Source organism: Virgibacillus sp. CM-4, from assembly GCF_000445495.1.
GTDB classification, from domain to species: domain Bacteria; phylum Bacillota; class Bacilli; order Bacillales; family Amphibacillaceae; genus Virgibacillus; species Virgibacillus salexigens.
The window spans coordinates 126,444-143,232 of the sequence record NZ_AUQA01000002.1; the positions used below are offsets into that span (position 1 = coordinate 126,444).

The following is a 16,789-nucleotide window of genomic DNA, read 5'->3' on the forward strand; positions in this document are numbered from 1 at the left end:
ATTCTATCTTGCATAACCATTATTAATTAGAATTTTTAGTAGGAACGATTACCCCAACCAATCCAATTAGAGAAAATAAAACAAAAGTAAAAGGATATGAAATAGCATCAATTGTCCCTCCAGCAATAAAAGAACCAATGGACTGACCTATTCCCAACGATAAAAAGGATAAGCTAACACCGATGGATGGCAAGGACGTAAATATACGTGTTGACCAAACAATTAAAATCCCCGTCATAACGATATAAGATACGCCAAAAAAGATGGATGAAGTATAAATCGTTATAGGGTTTGGTATTGTAATGATAACAAGAGAAGTCATCATTATTAAGAGTGTTAGACGATAAGATAAAGACAAACCTATCTTATTTATGAAACTTCCTGCAACTCCTCCAATAATGCCTGATATCCCCATTAAAATCCAAAAAAATACACTTTCAAAGTCACTCATTTGATAAACAGCTGTTAAGTAGCTTCTTGAAAAAGTCCAAAAAACAGAAGAACTTCCCCCTACCATTATAGAAGCAATTATCAACCATTTAGCTCGTTTTAACGAGCGAGAACCCGTTACTGTTTTATCTTGGCTTGGAAAAGAAGCTGGAGTTGGTATACGTATTGTATTCCAAATAAAAACGACGATAGCCATAAGTGCAAAAAGAAGAAATGAAAGTCTCCAGTGTTCTGTAAACAGAAGTGCTATTGGACCAGACACGATAAGTCCAAAACTAGTTCCACTATTCATCCAAGTGTTGCCTCTATCTCTATCTTTTTCTCTTAATGAGGTTGCAGCAACTTGAGAAAAAGCTGGAGAAGACCAGCCACTCCCGAGACCGGCAATAAAAGTACTTAACGCTAATATATAAAAATTAGGAGAAAAGGCGATCCCTAATAAACCTAGAATTGCACTTATTCCAGCCAATTGAATTACCCGTAATTGTCCCCATTTTTGAATGAATAATGAGGCTGTCAATAAAGCCAAAGTATAGGATGCATAAGCAGTTGAACCAACAAAACCAGCATTGCTTTCCGTGAGGTCTAATGATTCAGTTATATGAGGTAAAAACAAACCAAAACTAAAACGTGCAAATGCATAAGTGACACCAATCATTGCAATTCCAGGTAGTACAAACTTCCACATACGATCTCCCCCTCCATTTATATAGAACGATCATTATATATTTATTGAATATATAAGTAAGCTAGACATCATTCCAGCTTACTCTCTAAATGAATCTTTTATTAAACTTCTAAACTGAATCGCTATATCATTTACATCGAGTATTTCTGAAAGTGAGGTAGCCCCTTCAAACAACATTGCTAACTGAATCGAGTGAGCATGAGAAAAGCCTTGTTTAACCAAGAAAGAAATGAATGATTTTTTGTGAGCAATGACTTGATTAACAATTTCTTCATTCTCTAAAGCGTACTCTTCCTTTGCTCTTAAAAACATACAACCATTCGTTCCAGAAGAGCTTAGCCATGCAATATGTGCTTCAGCAAACAGTAATGCAACTGAAACCGTACCTTCTGTATTTCTACATTCAGCCATACTGTTTAGATGTGAAAAATATCTCTTTTCTCGATTTTTAAGGACTTCAAGAATTAGGTCTTCTTTAGAGTCAAAGTGATTATATAACGTCATTAAAGCAACTCCAGCATCATGAACAATACGTTTAAGACCAATCGCGTGAAAACCGTTTTGATAAAATAATTTTTCAGCATGTTCTAATAAATCTTGCTTTTTTTTACTCATTATACACCACCTTTAGATAGAACGATCGCTATAAAACCATCTTATCATATCAAAAAGTACGTTACAATAATTAAGTGTATGTGGATAAAGCTAATTGTACTAAGTGATCACTCCTGCTTACAAAATGGAAAATTCCCTTTCACATTTCGGATAAAAAATCAGGTAGTTGAGTATATCTCAACTACCTGATTTTATTCTGTATTATCTAATGCGGCGTACATGTCCATTAAATTTTTCGTTCCAATAACCACTCGTCATTGTTTCTACCGATAACCCCGGTGTACTCTGTGAACCGATAAATTTACCGCCTCCGATGTAAATGCCGACATGTCCATTTTTCTTATATGTGTCAAAAAACACAATATCTCCAGGTTGAATATTACTATAGGAAACCTTTGAACCTGTACCTGCTAAAGCAGATGTACTAGATGGGATCGAATAACCACCCTGTGCAAATGCCCATGAAACAAATCCAGAACAGTCAAATCCACTTGGCGTTTTACCTCCCCATACATATGGAACACCTAGGTATTGATAGCCTGCATTAATTACCGTACTTAGGCCACCGCCTCCAGTAGAAACAACAGCTTTAGAAGGAGAGCTTTTTTTACTTAGTGTTTGCAATTCCCCTCCATCTGAACTAGCTACTGGTTGTTCTGCTGCAGCAATACTTTCTTGTACTTGTGATTCAAGGGTTGCTAAGTTACTATCCTTAACTTGAAGTTCATCTTTTAGTGCTTCCAAATCTTGTTTTTTTGATTTTAATGTATCTTTTTTTGATTCATTTTCTTGTTTTTGTTCTTTAATGGTTGCCTGGATGCCTTCTAATTCTGCTTTCATATCTTTCAATTCTTCAAGACTATTGAGCACCTTATTTTGTTTTTCTTCTACTTTCTTTTTATCCGCTTCCTGTTTCTCCATTAATTCAACATCCGAATCAGATATTTTATTTACAGCAGAAACACGATTAATAAAGTCACCAAAACTCTTGGAACCAAAAATTACTTCTAGATAACTTACATTACCGCCACTTTGTTGATATGAAACAGCTCGTTCCTTTAAAATGTCAAATCGTTTCTCAATCGCTTCTTCAAGTTGTTTAATTTCTTTTTCTAATTTATCAACTTCTGCTTGTTTAGATGAAATGCTGTCCTCCGTCTCATCCATCTTTTTTTGGTTTTCTGTTAGGGCATGATTAACTTGACTTATTTCTTTATTTAATTCTTCTAATTCTATTAATACATCTGCTATCTCAGATTCCGCATCGGATAGATCCGCTTTTATCTCCTCGCGGTTATCTTGGATTTCAGATTGCTTGTCCTTTAAGTTATTGATAGATTCTGCGTTTGCTTCGGTTTGGAAAAATACACTACTAAACCCGACGACTGCTACAGCCGATACTGTTAAAACTGATTTTTTCAACATTCTCCCCCACTTCTTGAATCACGGTCTGCCATCATTTATCTATGTATCGTGTTATTCTTCCGTTGTAGCTAAGCAGTAAAGTGAAACTAATTTTTTATGTATTTCTATTTATTTAGGCAATTAGTAGTATAACAGGTAAAAATTTCACTCATATTATGAAAATGTTACAATTATATTTCAAATACGACATATTACCTGGTAATTGGATATGAATCTGGGCATTTCGCTATGAATAAGATCGAAAAAAATCGTATCGAATCATATAAAAAGCGTTCACCCCACAAAGGAATAAACGCAATTATATCTATTATTCTATCATTCTAAGAGGTAAATTGTTCTTCTTCTGTTGATCCTTTTAATGCTGCCGTTGAGGTTGTTCCACCAGCAATTACTTGAGCAACTTCATCAAAGTAGCCTGTTCCTACTTCCCGTTGATGTCGAGTAGCACTGTAGCCATATTTTTCACTCGTAAATTCACCTTGTTGTAATGCAGCATAGGCCTTCATACCCTCTTCCTTATATTTCCTAGCCAGTTCAAACATACTATGGTTTAATGCATGAAATCCTGCTAGTGTTACAAATTGAAATTTGTACCCTAACTCTCCTAGCTTTTCTTGAAAGGACGCAATTTCTTGATCGGAAAGTTTTTGTTTCCAATTAAAAGATGGGGAACAATTATAAGCTAATAACTTATTTGGATATTTCTTATGAATTGCTTCAGCAAATTGCTTCGCCTCCTGATAATTTGGTTCAGCTGTTTCACACCATATAAGATCAGCATATGGAGCATATGCTAATCCACGAGCAATCGCTTGATCAATTCCCGCTCTTGTCTTATAAAATCCTTCTGTTGTTCGCTCTCCCGTAATAAATGTTGAGTCAGATGCATCAATATCACTCGTAATTAAATTAGCAGCATTTGCATCGGTTCGAGCAATTATAATGGTGGGTGTGCCCATTACATCAGCTGCAAACCGAGCAGAAATTAAATTACGAATAGCCGTTTGTGTAGGTAATAACACCTTTCCACCTAAATGTCCGCATTTCTTCTCCGAGGATAATTGATCTTCAAAATGAACAGCTGCCGCGCCAGCCTCTATCATTGATTTCATTAATTCAAATACATTTAGTTGTCCGCCAAACCCTGCCTCAGCATCAGCGACAATTGGAGCGAACCAATCCAAATTCTGGTCCCCTTCTGCGTAATGGATTTGATCTGCTCGTTGTAAGGCCTGATTTATGCGTTTCACTACATGCGGAACGCTATTGGCAGGATATAAACTTTGATCCGGGTACATTTGACCGGAAAGATTCGCATCAGCTGCTACTTGCCAACCACTTAAATAAATTGCTTTAAGACCTGCTTTTACCTGCTGTACCGCTTGATTTCCAGTTAAAGCTCCTAATGCATGAACATAATCTTCTGTGTGCAGTAGCTCCCATAATTTATTTGCTCCTCGTTCAGCCAAAGAATAGGTTATATCCATACTCCCCCTTAAACGGATTACATCTTTAGCGAGATACGGCCTTTCTACCCCTATCCAACGTTCGTCTTTCTCCCAATTTTCGATTAGCATATTAACTCGTTGATCTTCCATATTAATCCTCCCCATTTGTTATATTTCATATATTTTTGTTATATAACAGATTAGTCAAAAAATTAATCTTCCTTTTTAGACAGACAGTAATCGCATTCCAAGATATACGTTTTATTATTTACTTTCTCTCCACATTCAGGGCATCTTGTTTCATTTTCATGATTCATTTGCGCACCTCCTTTTATATAACAGTTAAAATTTACTATTTATTGTTATAAAACAGTTTATTCTAATAGTCTAAAAATTGCAACCTTTTTTAGGGAGATAGTTGAAAAAATTTTTTTATTAGTGGAGAATAGATCATGATATTATTGTTCACATAGGATTACTTCAACTAGGAGATGACCAACGTGAAACGAAAAAAATTTCACTTTATTGGGAGCAGGGTCGTGAAAACAGGAGTAGCTGTTTTTCTTACAGCGTGGATTTGCTCAATATTAGAAATCCCGGCGGTATTTGCAGTTATCACTGCGATTGTAACAATTGAACCAACGGTTGCCGATTCCATCCGAAAAGGGATGATTCGCTTTCCTGCTTCAGCTATTGGCTCAGCGTATTCAGTACTATTTATTTTCTTATTTGGAAATTCACCTTTAACCTATGCACTCGCTGCTACACTAACAATAGTCACCTGTTTCCGCTTAAAACTTCATGCAGGATTATTAGTTGCAACCTTAACAGCTGTAGCAATGATTGAAGTCATTCATAGTAATTATTTTATTTCTTTTCTAATTCGATTAGGTACGACCACTATTGGTTTATTGGTTTCGACTGGGGTAAATATGTTTGTCTTACCTCCTAATTATACCGAGCATATTACCCAAAACATTGAAAGTGTGAGAAGACAGACGGCTCGTTTAATTGAACAGGTGTTTCAAAGGGTTATTGAGGTAAATAATCATGATGATGTGTTAACTTCGATAAACCCAGCCGATCAAGTGTATAAAAAAATCCAACAAACAGAAACGCTGATCCGTTTTCAAAAAGAGGAATCGAACTACCACCCACTTGGCGAAAATGAAAAGAAACGCTTTAAAGAAATTGAAAAACAGTTAATTTGTTTAAGACTGATACACTATCACACGGATAATGTTTTAAATACGCCTTCCCAATTTACCATGTGGGGTACGAAAGAGAAGAAAACAATATTATTAGCTGTTAACGAACTAGTTCAAGGATTGGCAAGTAAATCAAAAATTGAATCCGAAAAACATCAAGCTTATCTGAAACAATTAAGTGATATGTTTTGGGAAGAAACTGGAATATCCAGAACCAAACCTAACGTTGAAGCAACAACGTTTCCTCCTGAAGTAATAATTATTTATGAACTTATTTCCATCTATCAACTTGTAGATAAATATTTTGAACATTGCGGACCAGAAAGAGTGACTAACTAAAAAACGAGTACATAAGTATGTGCTCGTTTTCCACTTCTATTTTACTAAGCTATGTTTAAACGCATAAATAACTGCTTGCGTACGATCCTGAACTTCTAATTTTCCTAGTATATTACTAACATGTACTTTTACTGTCTTTAATGAGATATATAATTGATCGGCAATTTCTTGGTTCGTTTTCCCTTGAGCTATAAGTAGCAGGATTTCTTTTTCTCGTACCGTTAGCTGTTCATGTAATTCCGCTTTAGGGGTACGCATGCGATTCATTATTTTTCCAGTTACTTCCGGTTCCAAAACCGTTTGTCCTTCATACGTTGCCCGGATAGCCTTTGCTATTTCCCCCGCTTTCGATGTTTTCAACATATAACTGGTAGCTCCAGCTTCAAGGGCAGGATATACTTTTTCGTCATCTAAGAAACTTGTCACGATAATTATTTTTGCTTCCGGCCATTGCTCGATAATCTGTTTTGTTGCCTCAATGCCATCCATTTGCTGCATAACAAGATCTAATAAGATAATATCGGGTTTTAATTCAAGTGCCAATTCTACAGCTTGACCACCATCATCAGCTTCGGCTATGACTTCAATATCTGGTTGAGCTGATAAGTAAGATGTGACGCCTATTCTCACCATTTCATGATCGTCAGCAAAGAGAACATTAATCATTATTTTCACCTTCCTTTCCCAAATTCGGAACTTTTACTTCAATCCGTGTCCCTTCATTAGGAACACTGACAACTTTGTAACTTCCACCAACTTCATACGCTCGCTCTTGCATATTTTGCAATCCATATGAGCCTGTTTTCATTTTCTCCATATCAAAACCTATTCCATTATCGGCAGCTCGCAGAATAACATTTTCATCTCGTTCCACCAACATAACATGTAATTTTGTTGCTTTTGCATGTCGTAACGTGTTTGAAACGGCTTCCTGAAGAATACGAAATAGTTGATCTTCTACGCCTTTATCAACAGTGAATTCCTCAATTTTCCAATCAATTTCCATTGGTACTTTTTGCGTTAACTCAATGAGTAATTCTTCAGCACCTTCCTGCAATGACTTCCCTTTTAAGGCAACCGGACGAAGGTGTAGTAATAGCGCACGCATTTCCAACTGAGATTGATGAATCATATTTTCTACCATACCTAACTGTTTTTTCATTGTTTCATCTTCAGGGGGATTCATATCATTAATTGCTGACATCATCATAGAAGCAGCAAATAATTGCTGACTGACAGAATCATGTAATTCCCGTGCCAAGCGATTTCTTTCTTGTGCTACAACTTCTTGCAAACTCTTTTCTCGCTCTCTTGTTCGTTCCGAGGCTAATCGCTGCGCATGTTCTGTTTGCGATCTTATTTTATTTTGAATTTGATGCAAGTATCGTTGGATAGCTTCTAGATCTTTATATGTTTCCATATGAAACGTTATTCTTTGCCCTTTAATAATTTCGTCCATTTGTCTTTCAACTTGATGAATTCGCTGCCTCCAATAAAAACCAGTGACCGTGCCAATAATTAATCCAGCTCCAATCGCCACGGTAAATATGATGATGAGGAACGAGATATCACCGATTTGCTGTTCAAAGACAAGTGACCAGTCATCGATAAAGGCTACTAGTGTCAGACCGGTCACAACAATAGTTAATGCAATACTAAACATTACTGAAGTAAACACATGTCGTAAAATCAGATTCATACTCGTTTCACCTCAATATCGCCAGATAATAATGAGGTAATGACTTTTACTCGAGGGAATTTCGTATTATAGTTCTCCGTTTGATACAATAATGTTTTATTCATTAGCTTTTCATGAAAATGTCCAAAAATCAATGCACGCCCAAATAAGGAGCTATGGTGAATGCTTACCTCCACGTCATATGGTACATAGATTTCAATATTTCCAACCATATGTCGTATAGAGATAATAGCTGTATCATTTGGAAGTACGGTATTGCTTAAGTCAATAATACGATCACCAAACGCACCGTGGATATTGACATCTTTCCATTGATAAGAAGGTTCTTCGGTTCGCTGGTCATCAAATAATTTATGATCAAACAATGGCTGTTTTCTTATAATAGTTTCATTCGTTTCCTCCCGTTGTTTAAACTCCTTTGGGTGAAGATAAGCTGATTCTTTTTTGGACTTGGAGTAGTGAATAAGAAATAAAATAATTGCAGCAATAATTAAAAATCGTATTGCCAGCATATTAAGGATGGCAAACACGATCCCTACCACACCAACCCAAAAAATAACCTTTCCAAAAAGACTATGATATTTTTTTCGTCCAATATAAATCAACAAGGAGAAGAATAAAGCATTAATTAACATTCCACCGTGGTAAAAGGTAAGTTCAATGATAAAGAGGATTACTCCAATGATTAATATCCAGTTTAGCGTGTCTGTGGTTAATTGTCTAAACATGAAGTAACCTCCCTTCGTAATTATGTAAAACAGACGCAACCCCTTGCGCCTGTATAGTATATCATTTTTTTATTTATTGACGAAGGATTTTATGCTTGTTCTTTCTCCTTCATTTCTTTCTCCAAGTTAGCAATTTTGTTGTCAAAGGTACTACGATAGTATGAACTATTCACTTTATATTCTAGCGTTTCAATATACTTTTCCATTTCAGCGAACTTAGAGAAAGGTTTATCTGATGTTTGCTCCACTACTCGATTCATTTGATGGTTTGCACGAGCAACATTTTCTCGTCCCATTAATTCCATTCTTCGAAGATGCATGTCTTTCAATTTATGTTTCATATCTTCGTATTTTTTTTCTAATGCCTCTAATTCTTCGGCAGCTTCATCACGTGATGTCTTCATCCGATCTGCCCGAGCTTGATACTCTTGATGCTCCTTCATGGCAAATTCATGCATCTGTTCTTCGTTTGCTTTCTCAGCTATTTCAGCTTGCTTTAGGCGTTTGTCTGCTAGATCTTGTGCTAATTGCTGTTCTTTAATAAACTCATCTTTTAGCTTATATTGTCTTTCAACAAGCTTCCGAACCTTCTCTTTTTCCTGCTCGCTTTGGCGTAAATAATGGTTTAAAGCTGCAATTGGATTTTTTTGTTCTTTTTGATCCATCATATGATGAAGATCGCTCGACAACGTATCCTTTATACGAGTAAAAATATTTGTCATCGTCATCTACACTCCTTATTAAGATTTGTTTATTTCAGCCCATTGCCGTTCAAAGTTAGTAAATGGGTCATCATATTTCATTTCATCAACTATGGAATTGTGATCATCTTTCTTCCAGCTTTTATAAATGAGATACAGAGCAATTGCTGCTGCAACTCCGATCAATGCAAACATATTGGAGATGGTGAAGCTTAATACAATTAAACCCAAAATGACCCAGCCAATTTTTCCAGCTGTTGACTCACTTTTCATAAATTGCTTGAAAATCACATAAAGCAACCATATACCGAGTCCCAATAATACCATTGGACCAAGATTAGCTAATAAGATAATCAAAGCAGTTAATCCTGCTAGAAATAAGAGAAATTTCTTCACTGTGTTTCCTCCTTTCTTTAGCTTAATTTCATCATACAAGGTAATAGAATTAAGTGTAATGAACGCTAGGCATATTTTGCACTAGTACCTTAGACGTAGATTTTGTTGCTGAAGGAGAGAAACTAAATCCAGAGGATAATAAACGCTATATCAGCTTGTCGTGAAAACCGCTAATTTTCCCCACGTTTCTTGCTATACACTCAGACCTTTCTCTTTTCGCGTACGAGCTCCCCGAACTTCCTTGCGAAGTGATGCGCAGTGATCTCGGATTAGTTGTTCTTCCGCAGGAGTGGGAGGGTTCTAGTTACTTAAGACAGAAAAAAACTCCCTTTCAGCTAACTCGACTTGGATAGTTGAAGGAGTCTTTTTCATGTTCTGGCATACTGCCTTAAGTAGTGCTTATTCACGATATTCTATTATCCTTGCAGGCGGCAATAACACACGCATGCAATTCTTTTGAATCAGCAAAAAACTACGCTCTACTTCTATTTTTCTCATTCGATACGGTCACTTAATATCCCGTGAGGAATTTGAAGCAATCTAAAAAAGCAGCACATAGCTAGTACCGCTTTTATTCACCGAGGAATGATACGTATTTTAATAATGTCCTTAGTGATGTAAATAAGAGATAGAAAATTCATGTTACTCCTGGCAGATATTGAAATGAAACTTCTAACTAATGGGATCAGCTACATAAGAAACCAGCACATCCATTGCCATAACAATTTATAACACAGCTTCTGCAATTAATTCATACGAAGCTTTTCTTGATTGATAATCAGGTGTGATGGTAATGATCATCAATTCATTTGTTTGATAAGTAACTGCAAGGTTATGTAGCTCCACCCTTACATCACATGGATCTCCGATTATCATTTTTTGTTTTTGCTTTCGTATCCAATCTTGTTCATTGTTTGTATAGTTATGGCTTTTCGCCTCATTTTCTGTAGGAACAAAAGCATTTTCTTCCCCATTATTCTGTTGCATTTTCCATAAAAGGGCAGCTTGGGCAAGTTCTTGTGCTCGTTCATTTGTCTCTGCACAAATGACAGAGACAGCGACAATGGTATCAGCAGAGCTCTGTTGTTTAAATGATTGGAGGATGGCAGGACCATCTTTATCTGTCATAAAATGACCAAATGCATAAGCCATCCCTTTTTCAGCAGCTAGTTTTGCACTTTTTTCACTTGTACCAAGTAACCAAGGAATGGAAGGAGTTGTTGGAACAGGCGTTGGGGCAACTTTGGAATACATGTGATTGTTCAAGAACGATTGATTTAGAAATGCTAACAATTCATCCAATAAATTGGGCATGTCCCGGACATTTTCTAAAAAATTTCCCGATAAGGCAATTGCTGCCTCTGCAGATGCACCTGGTGCTCTTCCAATGCCTAAGTCAATCCTATTTGGATACATGGTAGCTAATAAATTATATCTTTCAGCCACTGGAAATGCTCGGTAATGAGGGAGCAAAACAGCACCAGACCCGATACGAATCTTCTCTGTCTTACTCCCAATGATGCTCAATATCATATCAGGTGCAGGGCAGGCTAAACCTGGCATATCATGATGTTCGGCTACCCAATAGCGATAATAACCAAGCCTATCAGCGAGCTCGGCAAGTTCTAAAGTTTCCTGTATCGCCTGCTTCGATGAGCTATGGTTTAATAGAGGGACCTGATCTAAGATACTAAGTTTCATAAGTTATACACACCTTTATTATTACTTAGCTGTTATGGTTTCTGAAAGCAAATAATGATATAAAAGCAATTCGGTATTTTTTAATGAATCCTCATGTGTTCTCTCAAAAGCATGAGAAGAATCAATTCCGGGACCAATCAAGCCATGAATAATATCATTACCAGCTTTTATTGCAGCTGATGCGTCTGAACCATAATACGGGTATATATCTAATTTATAACTAATATGATGTTGCTTGGCGAGATTTACTAAGTGATTACGCAGCCCAAAATGGTAGGGCCCAGAAGCATCTTTAACACATATGGACACTGTATATTCATCGGTAGATTGACCATCGCCCATCGCTCCCATATCTACTGCTAAATATTCCGTCGTTTCTGGTGGGATATTCGAATTTCCACCATAACCAATTTCTTCATTATTGGAAATGAGAAAATGTGTTGTATAAGGGAGTTCGATATTCTCATCCTTTACACGCTTCATAAGTTGCAATAGGATTGCTACACTCGCTTTATCATCTAAATGCCGTGATTTTATAAATCCGTGGTCTGTTAATTGAACACGCGGGTCAAACGATACAAAGTCCCCCACTTCAATTCCTAATGCACGAATTTCATCAGCAGAAGCTACCCGCTCATCAATACGTACTTCCATGTTTTGTTGATTTCGTTCTGCTTTACCAGCATCTTTATAAACATGTACGGAGGTTTGATGCATTAAGATGGTACCTGTAAAACCCCTACCGTCTGCTGTATGAATCGTACAGTATTCTCCCTCAATAGAATTAAATTGAAACCCACCAATTAAGTCAAGACGCAATCTTCCGTTATCTTTGATTTCTTTAACCATCGCTCCTAACGTATCAACATGAGCGGTTAACATACGATGTTCCCGATTATCTTTCCCTGGCAATGTGGCAATTAATCCGCCCTTTAAATTACGCTTTGTCTCAATATTCCAATCATAAAGTAATCCCTCTACATAACGAATAACCCGATCGGTAAACCCTGAAGGGCTAGGAATAGTTACCAACTCTTGAATCATTAGCTTCGTTTCAGTGACATTTGGATATGTAGACATCGTTATGTTTTTTCCCCTTTCTTCATTTTATTTTTCATTTCTTTCGATAGCGTCCACAATCTTCTCAGCTGCTCTACGATAATAATTACTCATATTGACAAAAGAAGCAACTAATAGCAACTGTTTAAGGTAGTCGGCACGCTTGCTATCATACGCAGATGTATGGTCCTCTACTTCAGTTGTTAATTGCTTCATTTCAACTTTCAATTGTTGCATACGATCATTAGCGATATCGACATAGCTCTCGTATAATTTTGTTAAGTCAAAGTTTTCTTCTGTTATCATCTTGTTTAAAGCGTCTAATGTCATCCTGACGTCATTTATTGATAACGCACCTTTCATCTGATAAATCATGGCAATTAACATTAAATGGTTCTTTGAATATTTTTTGTTTTCGATTGGAAAAAATAGCTTTCCTTTTGCATAGTTGTTGATCATCGTTTTTGTAAGTACTTTTTCTTCCTCATCTCGTTTTAATATACCAAATTTATTCTCAAATAGCTGAATAACTTGATCCATATATAGATCCAAATCTGGAATTTCATCAAGCTTCAGTTGTTTATTTAGCTCCATTTTGTCAACGTATTCATATATATCCTTCATTTATTTAACCTCTTTTAGCTATTATTCAAATCTATTTTATTATACGAGATTAAGATTAACAAGTAAATCTTGACTACATATTAAAACAGCTATATGATTATTATATAGTTTTGAAAACTACATAAAACATGATGAAGGTGTGATTTCATGGGCGTATATATCCGGGAACCAATTAATGGACTGACCCACCTATTTGGAGCAGTATTATCATTTTTTGGTCTACTAGCATTAGTGATCAAAGCAACTGCTACAACCGAATCATTCTTAGCGATAACTGCAGTCATCATATTTGGAATTAGCATGACTTTATTGTATGCTGCTTCTGCTACATACCATATGGTGATAGCAAGAGATAAGGTTATCGCATTTTTACGACGAATTGACCACTCAATGATTTATGTATTAATCGCTGGGACCTATACCCCGTTCTGTTTAATTAGCTTAAAAGGATCCCTAGGTTGGACACTATTTGCAATTGTAAGTACCTTAGCCTTACTTGGAGTTGTATTTAAGTTAGTCTGGTTTCACTCGCCACGATGGCTTTCTACCGCCTTGTATATTGGGATGGGTTGGATTGTCGTATTCTTTAGTTCAGCACTAGCTCCGATTATTAATACAGCTGGTATGATTTTTCTCATTTTAGGCGGCATTTTTTATACCGTAGGTGGCATTATCTATGGCCTTAAACCGAAAGTATTATCATTTAGGCATATGGGATTCCACGAAATCTTCCATATCTTTATCTTAATCGGCAGCCTTTTTCATTTTATTTGTGTATATGGCTATGTATTATAAACGTTGGATTAGTGGTAGAACATGCAGTAGCATTCGCTACTGCATGTTTTTTGCTTCCAAATAAATACGCTGACCCTCATTAAAAAAAGTCAGCGTACCACATTTGAAAGTTTCACTTCTGTGGATCAGATGGATTAGAAATGTTTGACAAAGCTTGCCCTGCTTCATTTCCCAATTGGTTGTCGACAGCCAAGTCTCCTAATGCTACCATCCCAACAATTTGACCATTTTCCACAATTGGCAGCCTACGAATTTGCTGTTGGGCCATTAATTGTGCAGCTTCATGGGCATCCATTTCCGGGGTACCCTGAACTACTTGTTGTGCTGTCATTACTTGCGAAACAGGGGTTTGGGCAGCTTCTCCTTGAGCAGTGGTTCGCAACGTAATATCGCGATCTGTAATAATTCCTACCATGGTTCCATTCTGATCTACAACTGGAAGTGAACCGATATTATGTTCACTCATTAATGCAGCTGCTTCTTGAACAGATTGCATATCGGTCACTTTATACACATTTGATGTCATAAAATTACGTAACTGTTGTTGCATCGTTATAACCTCCTTTTTAACAATAGCATTCTTCTTTTATCCAATTTTTATTACAAAAATACATAAAAATAAAACGTGTCACGAACTTGTGACACGATCCAATCGAAATATGTCTATTTTTTAAAGAAAGTTGTAATGAATGGACTAACTTGACCATATAATTTTCCCATTTGCGACGCAACCTCTGTCATTTTATTAAAATCGAATTGACCATCCTGATCACGAAATTGCGAAATAATGTTTTCTGTAGTAGAAGGTTTTTGTCTAGGCTGTGGTGGTCTCCCAATCCAAGCTGGCTGACGTCTAGGAGTTTCTGGTCTCATCGGTCTTCTCAGTCTATTTGGAAACATACGCATATCACCTCTTCATCGAATTCTGTTATAGTTTATGTGCATCGATTGACAGTGATAAGGATGTTTATCCTATAATTACGCTTCTTCAATAAATTTCTTTCTATAATGAGCGAATGCCAAAAGTGGAAAAATATATTCATAGCTATGATAATGCATATAAAAATTACCTGGCAAAGCTTGCCCTTTGGGATATTCTTTCGTCCACTTATCCTTATTTTCTTGCTCCTTCAATAAGAAGTGAATGCCTTGCTTTAGTTCTATTGTTACTTTATCCTCAGCAGCAATAAGTGTATCTAATGCCCACGCGGTTTGTGTCTTGGTACTTGTTTGTAATGGGATATACGTTTTTGCTTGATCACTTTTACATGATTCTCCCCAACCACCATCTTCATTTTGAATCTGATACAGCCAATCAATTGCCTTTTTTACGGATGAATGTTCTCGGTCAACCCCAGCTGCTATTAATCCGGTGATTGCTGCCCACGTTCCATAAATATAGCAAATGCCCCATCTTCCATACCATGATCCATCTTTTTGCTGATTTTTGATTAACCAATTGACTGCTCGCTTCATAAAAGGATGAGATTGATTTAATTTCGTGTACAATCCCAAAAACTCCAAGGTTCTTCCGGTTAGGTCTGGGGTTGAAGGATCAAGTAAAATTAATTCTGCTCCTTTCACTGGGAGCCATGATAGAAATGGGCTATCTATGTCCTTTTCAAATGCCCCCCAGCCACCATTACCATTCTGCATGGATAAAAGCCATTCGATTCCTCTATCCCAAATGAAGCGATTGGTATTCTTATCAAGAACACTGGTCCGTAAAGCACGTAATGCTGCCGTTGTATCATCATTATCTGGATTGATTGTGTTGATATTTGAAAACCCCCACCCACCAGGTAATACATGAGGCGATTGGATTGCCCAATCTCCATATAAGTGGTGCTGTTTTGACCGAATATATTGTGCAGCTTTATGAATTGTCTCTGATGACGAAGATAATCCTGCCTCTTGGAGACTATAACTAATAAGGGAAGTATTCCAAACAGTTGCCGTAGTAAATTGGATATGTGGTTGATTATTTATGGATATTATGAAAGTTTTTAATCCTGCAACAGCTCGTTGAATAACCGGATGATTTTTTGCATACCCTCTTGCCAACAAAGCAAATATCATCAGAAACGTTGAACTAAAATAGCTATAAAAGGTACCATCTGGCTCAATACGTTGAAGCATATATGTTTCAGCTTGTCTTAACGCCAAATTATGTAATTCATGAGGTAGTCCGATTAATTTTGCTATAGCTTGTTTAATCAAGGAGAAAATGGAGTTCCAATTGCGAAAATCATCATCCCAATTCTCCGTTCTTTTCATGCTTAATTCCGTTAAGTCTGGAGTTAAAGGAGTCGTTACTTGTATTTTTTTATCAGCGATAATTAAAATTGGAGTTAAATGTGCGCGTGCATACATCGATAGATCAAAGAAATTAATTGGAAAAGAAGCAGGCAATAATAGACCTTCAATTGGTATTGGAATATGGTTTGGCCATTGAAGCTGGCCAGTTAATGCAAGCATGATTTTCGTAAATAAGTGAATACGGCTGAGCCCGCCTTTATTCATAATAAAGCGCTTTGCCAAGCGCATATGCCTATCATTTCTCGAATAAAACCCACTATACAGTAAAGCATAGTAGGCTTCCACAGTTGCTGTTAGATTTCCTCCTCCTTCTTCATCATAATATAACTTCCACGCCCCATTCGGACCCTGCTTGTTAGCAATACGTTCAGCTAATGACCAAATTAAATCATGGTCATCGATTTCCAACGAACGTAATAATATAATCATATAACTATCCGTTGATACTCCAGTCTCAAATGGATAATTCCATGAGCCATTAGGACGTTGCTTCTCTTTCAATTCATCCACCAATTCATTGATTTTCGATCCAATTCGTTTATCCATATAGTAGGTACTCCTTTTCAAATCATTATGCAAAAAACATATGTCGAT

At 36.6% G+C, this 16,789-nt stretch carries 18 protein-coding genes; 2 read left to right on the forward strand and 16 right to left on the reverse strand.

The window, feature by feature from the left end; genetic code table 11:
- Positions 1-22: 22 nt before the first annotated feature.
- The 5 genes from M948_RS24525 to M948_RS43420 all read right to left on the reverse strand — a co-directional run bounded on the left by M948_RS24525 (position 23) and on the right by M948_RS43420 (position 4,943).
- Positions 23-1,138, reverse strand: a complete 1,116-nt coding sequence (locus M948_RS24525) for an MFS transporter (protein ID WP_021288997.1) — start codon at positions 1,136-1,138, stop codon at positions 23-25.
- A gap of 78 nt (positions 1,139-1,216) precedes the next feature.
- Positions 1,217-1,753 (reverse strand): TetR/AcrR family transcriptional regulator, encoded by a 537-nt coding sequence (locus M948_RS24530; RefSeq protein ID WP_021288998.1) that lies wholly within the window; start codon positions 1,751-1,753, stop codon positions 1,217-1,219.
- 201 nt (positions 1,754-1,954) lie between these two features.
- Positions 1,955-3,178: a C40 family peptidase gene (locus M948_RS24535; protein WP_031334955.1), complete on the reverse strand. Its 1,224-nt coding sequence runs from the start codon at positions 3,176-3,178 to the stop codon at positions 1,955-1,957.
- A 320-nt stretch (positions 3,179-3,498) separates the two neighbouring features.
- On the reverse strand, positions 3,499-4,776 hold the full coding sequence (aceA, locus tag M948_RS24540) for an isocitrate lyase (RefSeq protein WP_021289000.1): 1,278 nt from the start codon (positions 4,774-4,776) through the stop codon (positions 3,499-3,501).
- Positions 4,777-4,838: 62 nt separating this feature from the next.
- Positions 4,839-4,943 (reverse strand): hypothetical protein, encoded by a 105-nt coding sequence (locus tag M948_RS43420; protein ID WP_021289001.1) that lies wholly within the window; start codon positions 4,941-4,943, stop codon positions 4,839-4,841.
- Positions 4,944-5,126: 183 nt separating this feature from the next.
- On the opposite strand from M948_RS43420, the gene M948_RS24545 reads away from it, so the two are divergent.
- Positions 5,127-6,173, forward strand: a complete 1,047-nt coding sequence (locus M948_RS24545; protein WP_021289002.1) for an FUSC family protein — start codon at positions 5,127-5,129, stop codon at positions 6,171-6,173.
- A 36-nt stretch (positions 6,174-6,209) separates the two neighbouring features.
- Here the strand turns inward: M948_RS24545 and M948_RS24550 are convergent, their stop codons facing one another.
- The 8 genes from M948_RS24550 to M948_RS24585 form a co-directional block, all read right to left on the reverse strand.
- On the reverse strand, positions 6,210-6,839 hold the full coding sequence (locus M948_RS24550; RefSeq protein ID WP_021289003.1) for a response regulator: 630 nt from the start codon (positions 6,837-6,839) through the stop codon (positions 6,210-6,212).
- Positions 6,832-7,872 carry a sensor histidine kinase gene (locus M948_RS24555; RefSeq protein WP_021289004.1) on the reverse strand — a complete coding sequence of 347 codons (1,041 nt, stop codon included), beginning with the start codon at positions 7,870-7,872 and terminating at the stop codon, positions 6,832-6,834. The genes M948_RS24550 and M948_RS24555 overlap by 8 nt, the downstream gene beginning before the upstream one ends.
- Complete coding sequence (gene liaF, locus M948_RS24560) at positions 7,869-8,600, reverse strand: cell wall-active antibiotics response protein LiaF (RefSeq protein ID WP_021289005.1); 732 nt, start codon at positions 8,598-8,600, stop codon at positions 7,869-7,871. Before liaF ends, M948_RS24555 begins: the two co-directional genes overlap by 4 nt.
- Positions 8,601-8,689: 89 nt before the next feature.
- Positions 8,690-9,322: a PspA/IM30 family protein gene (locus M948_RS24565; protein ID WP_021289006.1), complete on the reverse strand. Its 633-nt coding sequence runs from the start codon at positions 9,320-9,322 to the stop codon at positions 8,690-8,692.
- A gap of 18 nt (positions 9,323-9,340) precedes the next feature.
- Positions 9,341-9,697 carry a lmo0954 family membrane protein gene (locus M948_RS24570; protein ID WP_021289007.1) on the reverse strand — a complete coding sequence of 119 codons (357 nt, stop codon included), beginning with the start codon at positions 9,695-9,697 and terminating at the stop codon, positions 9,341-9,343.
- 726 nt (positions 9,698-10,423) lie between these two features.
- Positions 10,424-11,398, reverse strand: a complete 975-nt coding sequence (locus M948_RS24575) for an LLM class flavin-dependent oxidoreductase (protein ID WP_021289008.1) — start codon at positions 11,396-11,398, stop codon at positions 10,424-10,426.
- Positions 11,399-11,419: 21 nt separating this feature from the next.
- Positions 11,420-12,478, reverse strand: a complete 1,059-nt coding sequence (locus tag M948_RS24580; protein ID WP_021289009.1) for a M42 family metallopeptidase — start codon at positions 12,476-12,478, stop codon at positions 11,420-11,422.
- 27 nt (positions 12,479-12,505) lie between these two features.
- Positions 12,506-13,081 (reverse strand): DUF1836 domain-containing protein, encoded by a 576-nt coding sequence (locus M948_RS24585; RefSeq protein WP_021289010.1) that lies wholly within the window; start codon positions 13,079-13,081, stop codon positions 12,506-12,508.
- Positions 13,082-13,228: 147 nt separating this feature from the next.
- Here M948_RS24585 and M948_RS24590 point away from each other — a divergent pair, with 147 nt between their 5' ends.
- Positions 13,229-13,876 (forward strand): PAQR family membrane homeostasis protein TrhA, encoded by a 648-nt coding sequence (locus M948_RS24590; RefSeq protein ID WP_021289011.1) that lies wholly within the window; start codon positions 13,229-13,231, stop codon positions 13,874-13,876.
- A gap of 112 nt (positions 13,877-13,988) precedes the next feature.
- On the opposite strand, the gene M948_RS24595 is transcribed toward M948_RS24590, so the two are convergent.
- The 3 genes from M948_RS24595 to shc all read right to left on the reverse strand — a co-directional run bounded on the left by M948_RS24595 (position 13,989) and on the right by shc (position 16,741).
- Entirely contained in the window at positions 13,989-14,426 is a 438-nt protein-coding gene (locus M948_RS24595; RefSeq protein WP_021289012.1) for a CBS domain-containing protein, read from the reverse strand.
- Between the two features lie 113 nt (positions 14,427-14,539).
- Positions 14,540-14,776 (reverse strand): YppG family protein, encoded by a 237-nt coding sequence (locus tag M948_RS24600; RefSeq protein WP_021289013.1) that lies wholly within the window; start codon positions 14,774-14,776, stop codon positions 14,540-14,542.
- A 78-nt stretch (positions 14,777-14,854) separates the two neighbouring features.
- The gene (gene shc, locus M948_RS24605) at positions 14,855-16,741 is read right to left on the reverse strand and encodes a squalene--hopene cyclase (protein WP_021289014.1); all 1,887 of its coding nucleotides are present in this window, start codon (positions 16,739-16,741) and stop codon (positions 14,855-14,857) included.
- Positions 16,742-16,789 lie beyond the last annotated feature (48 nt).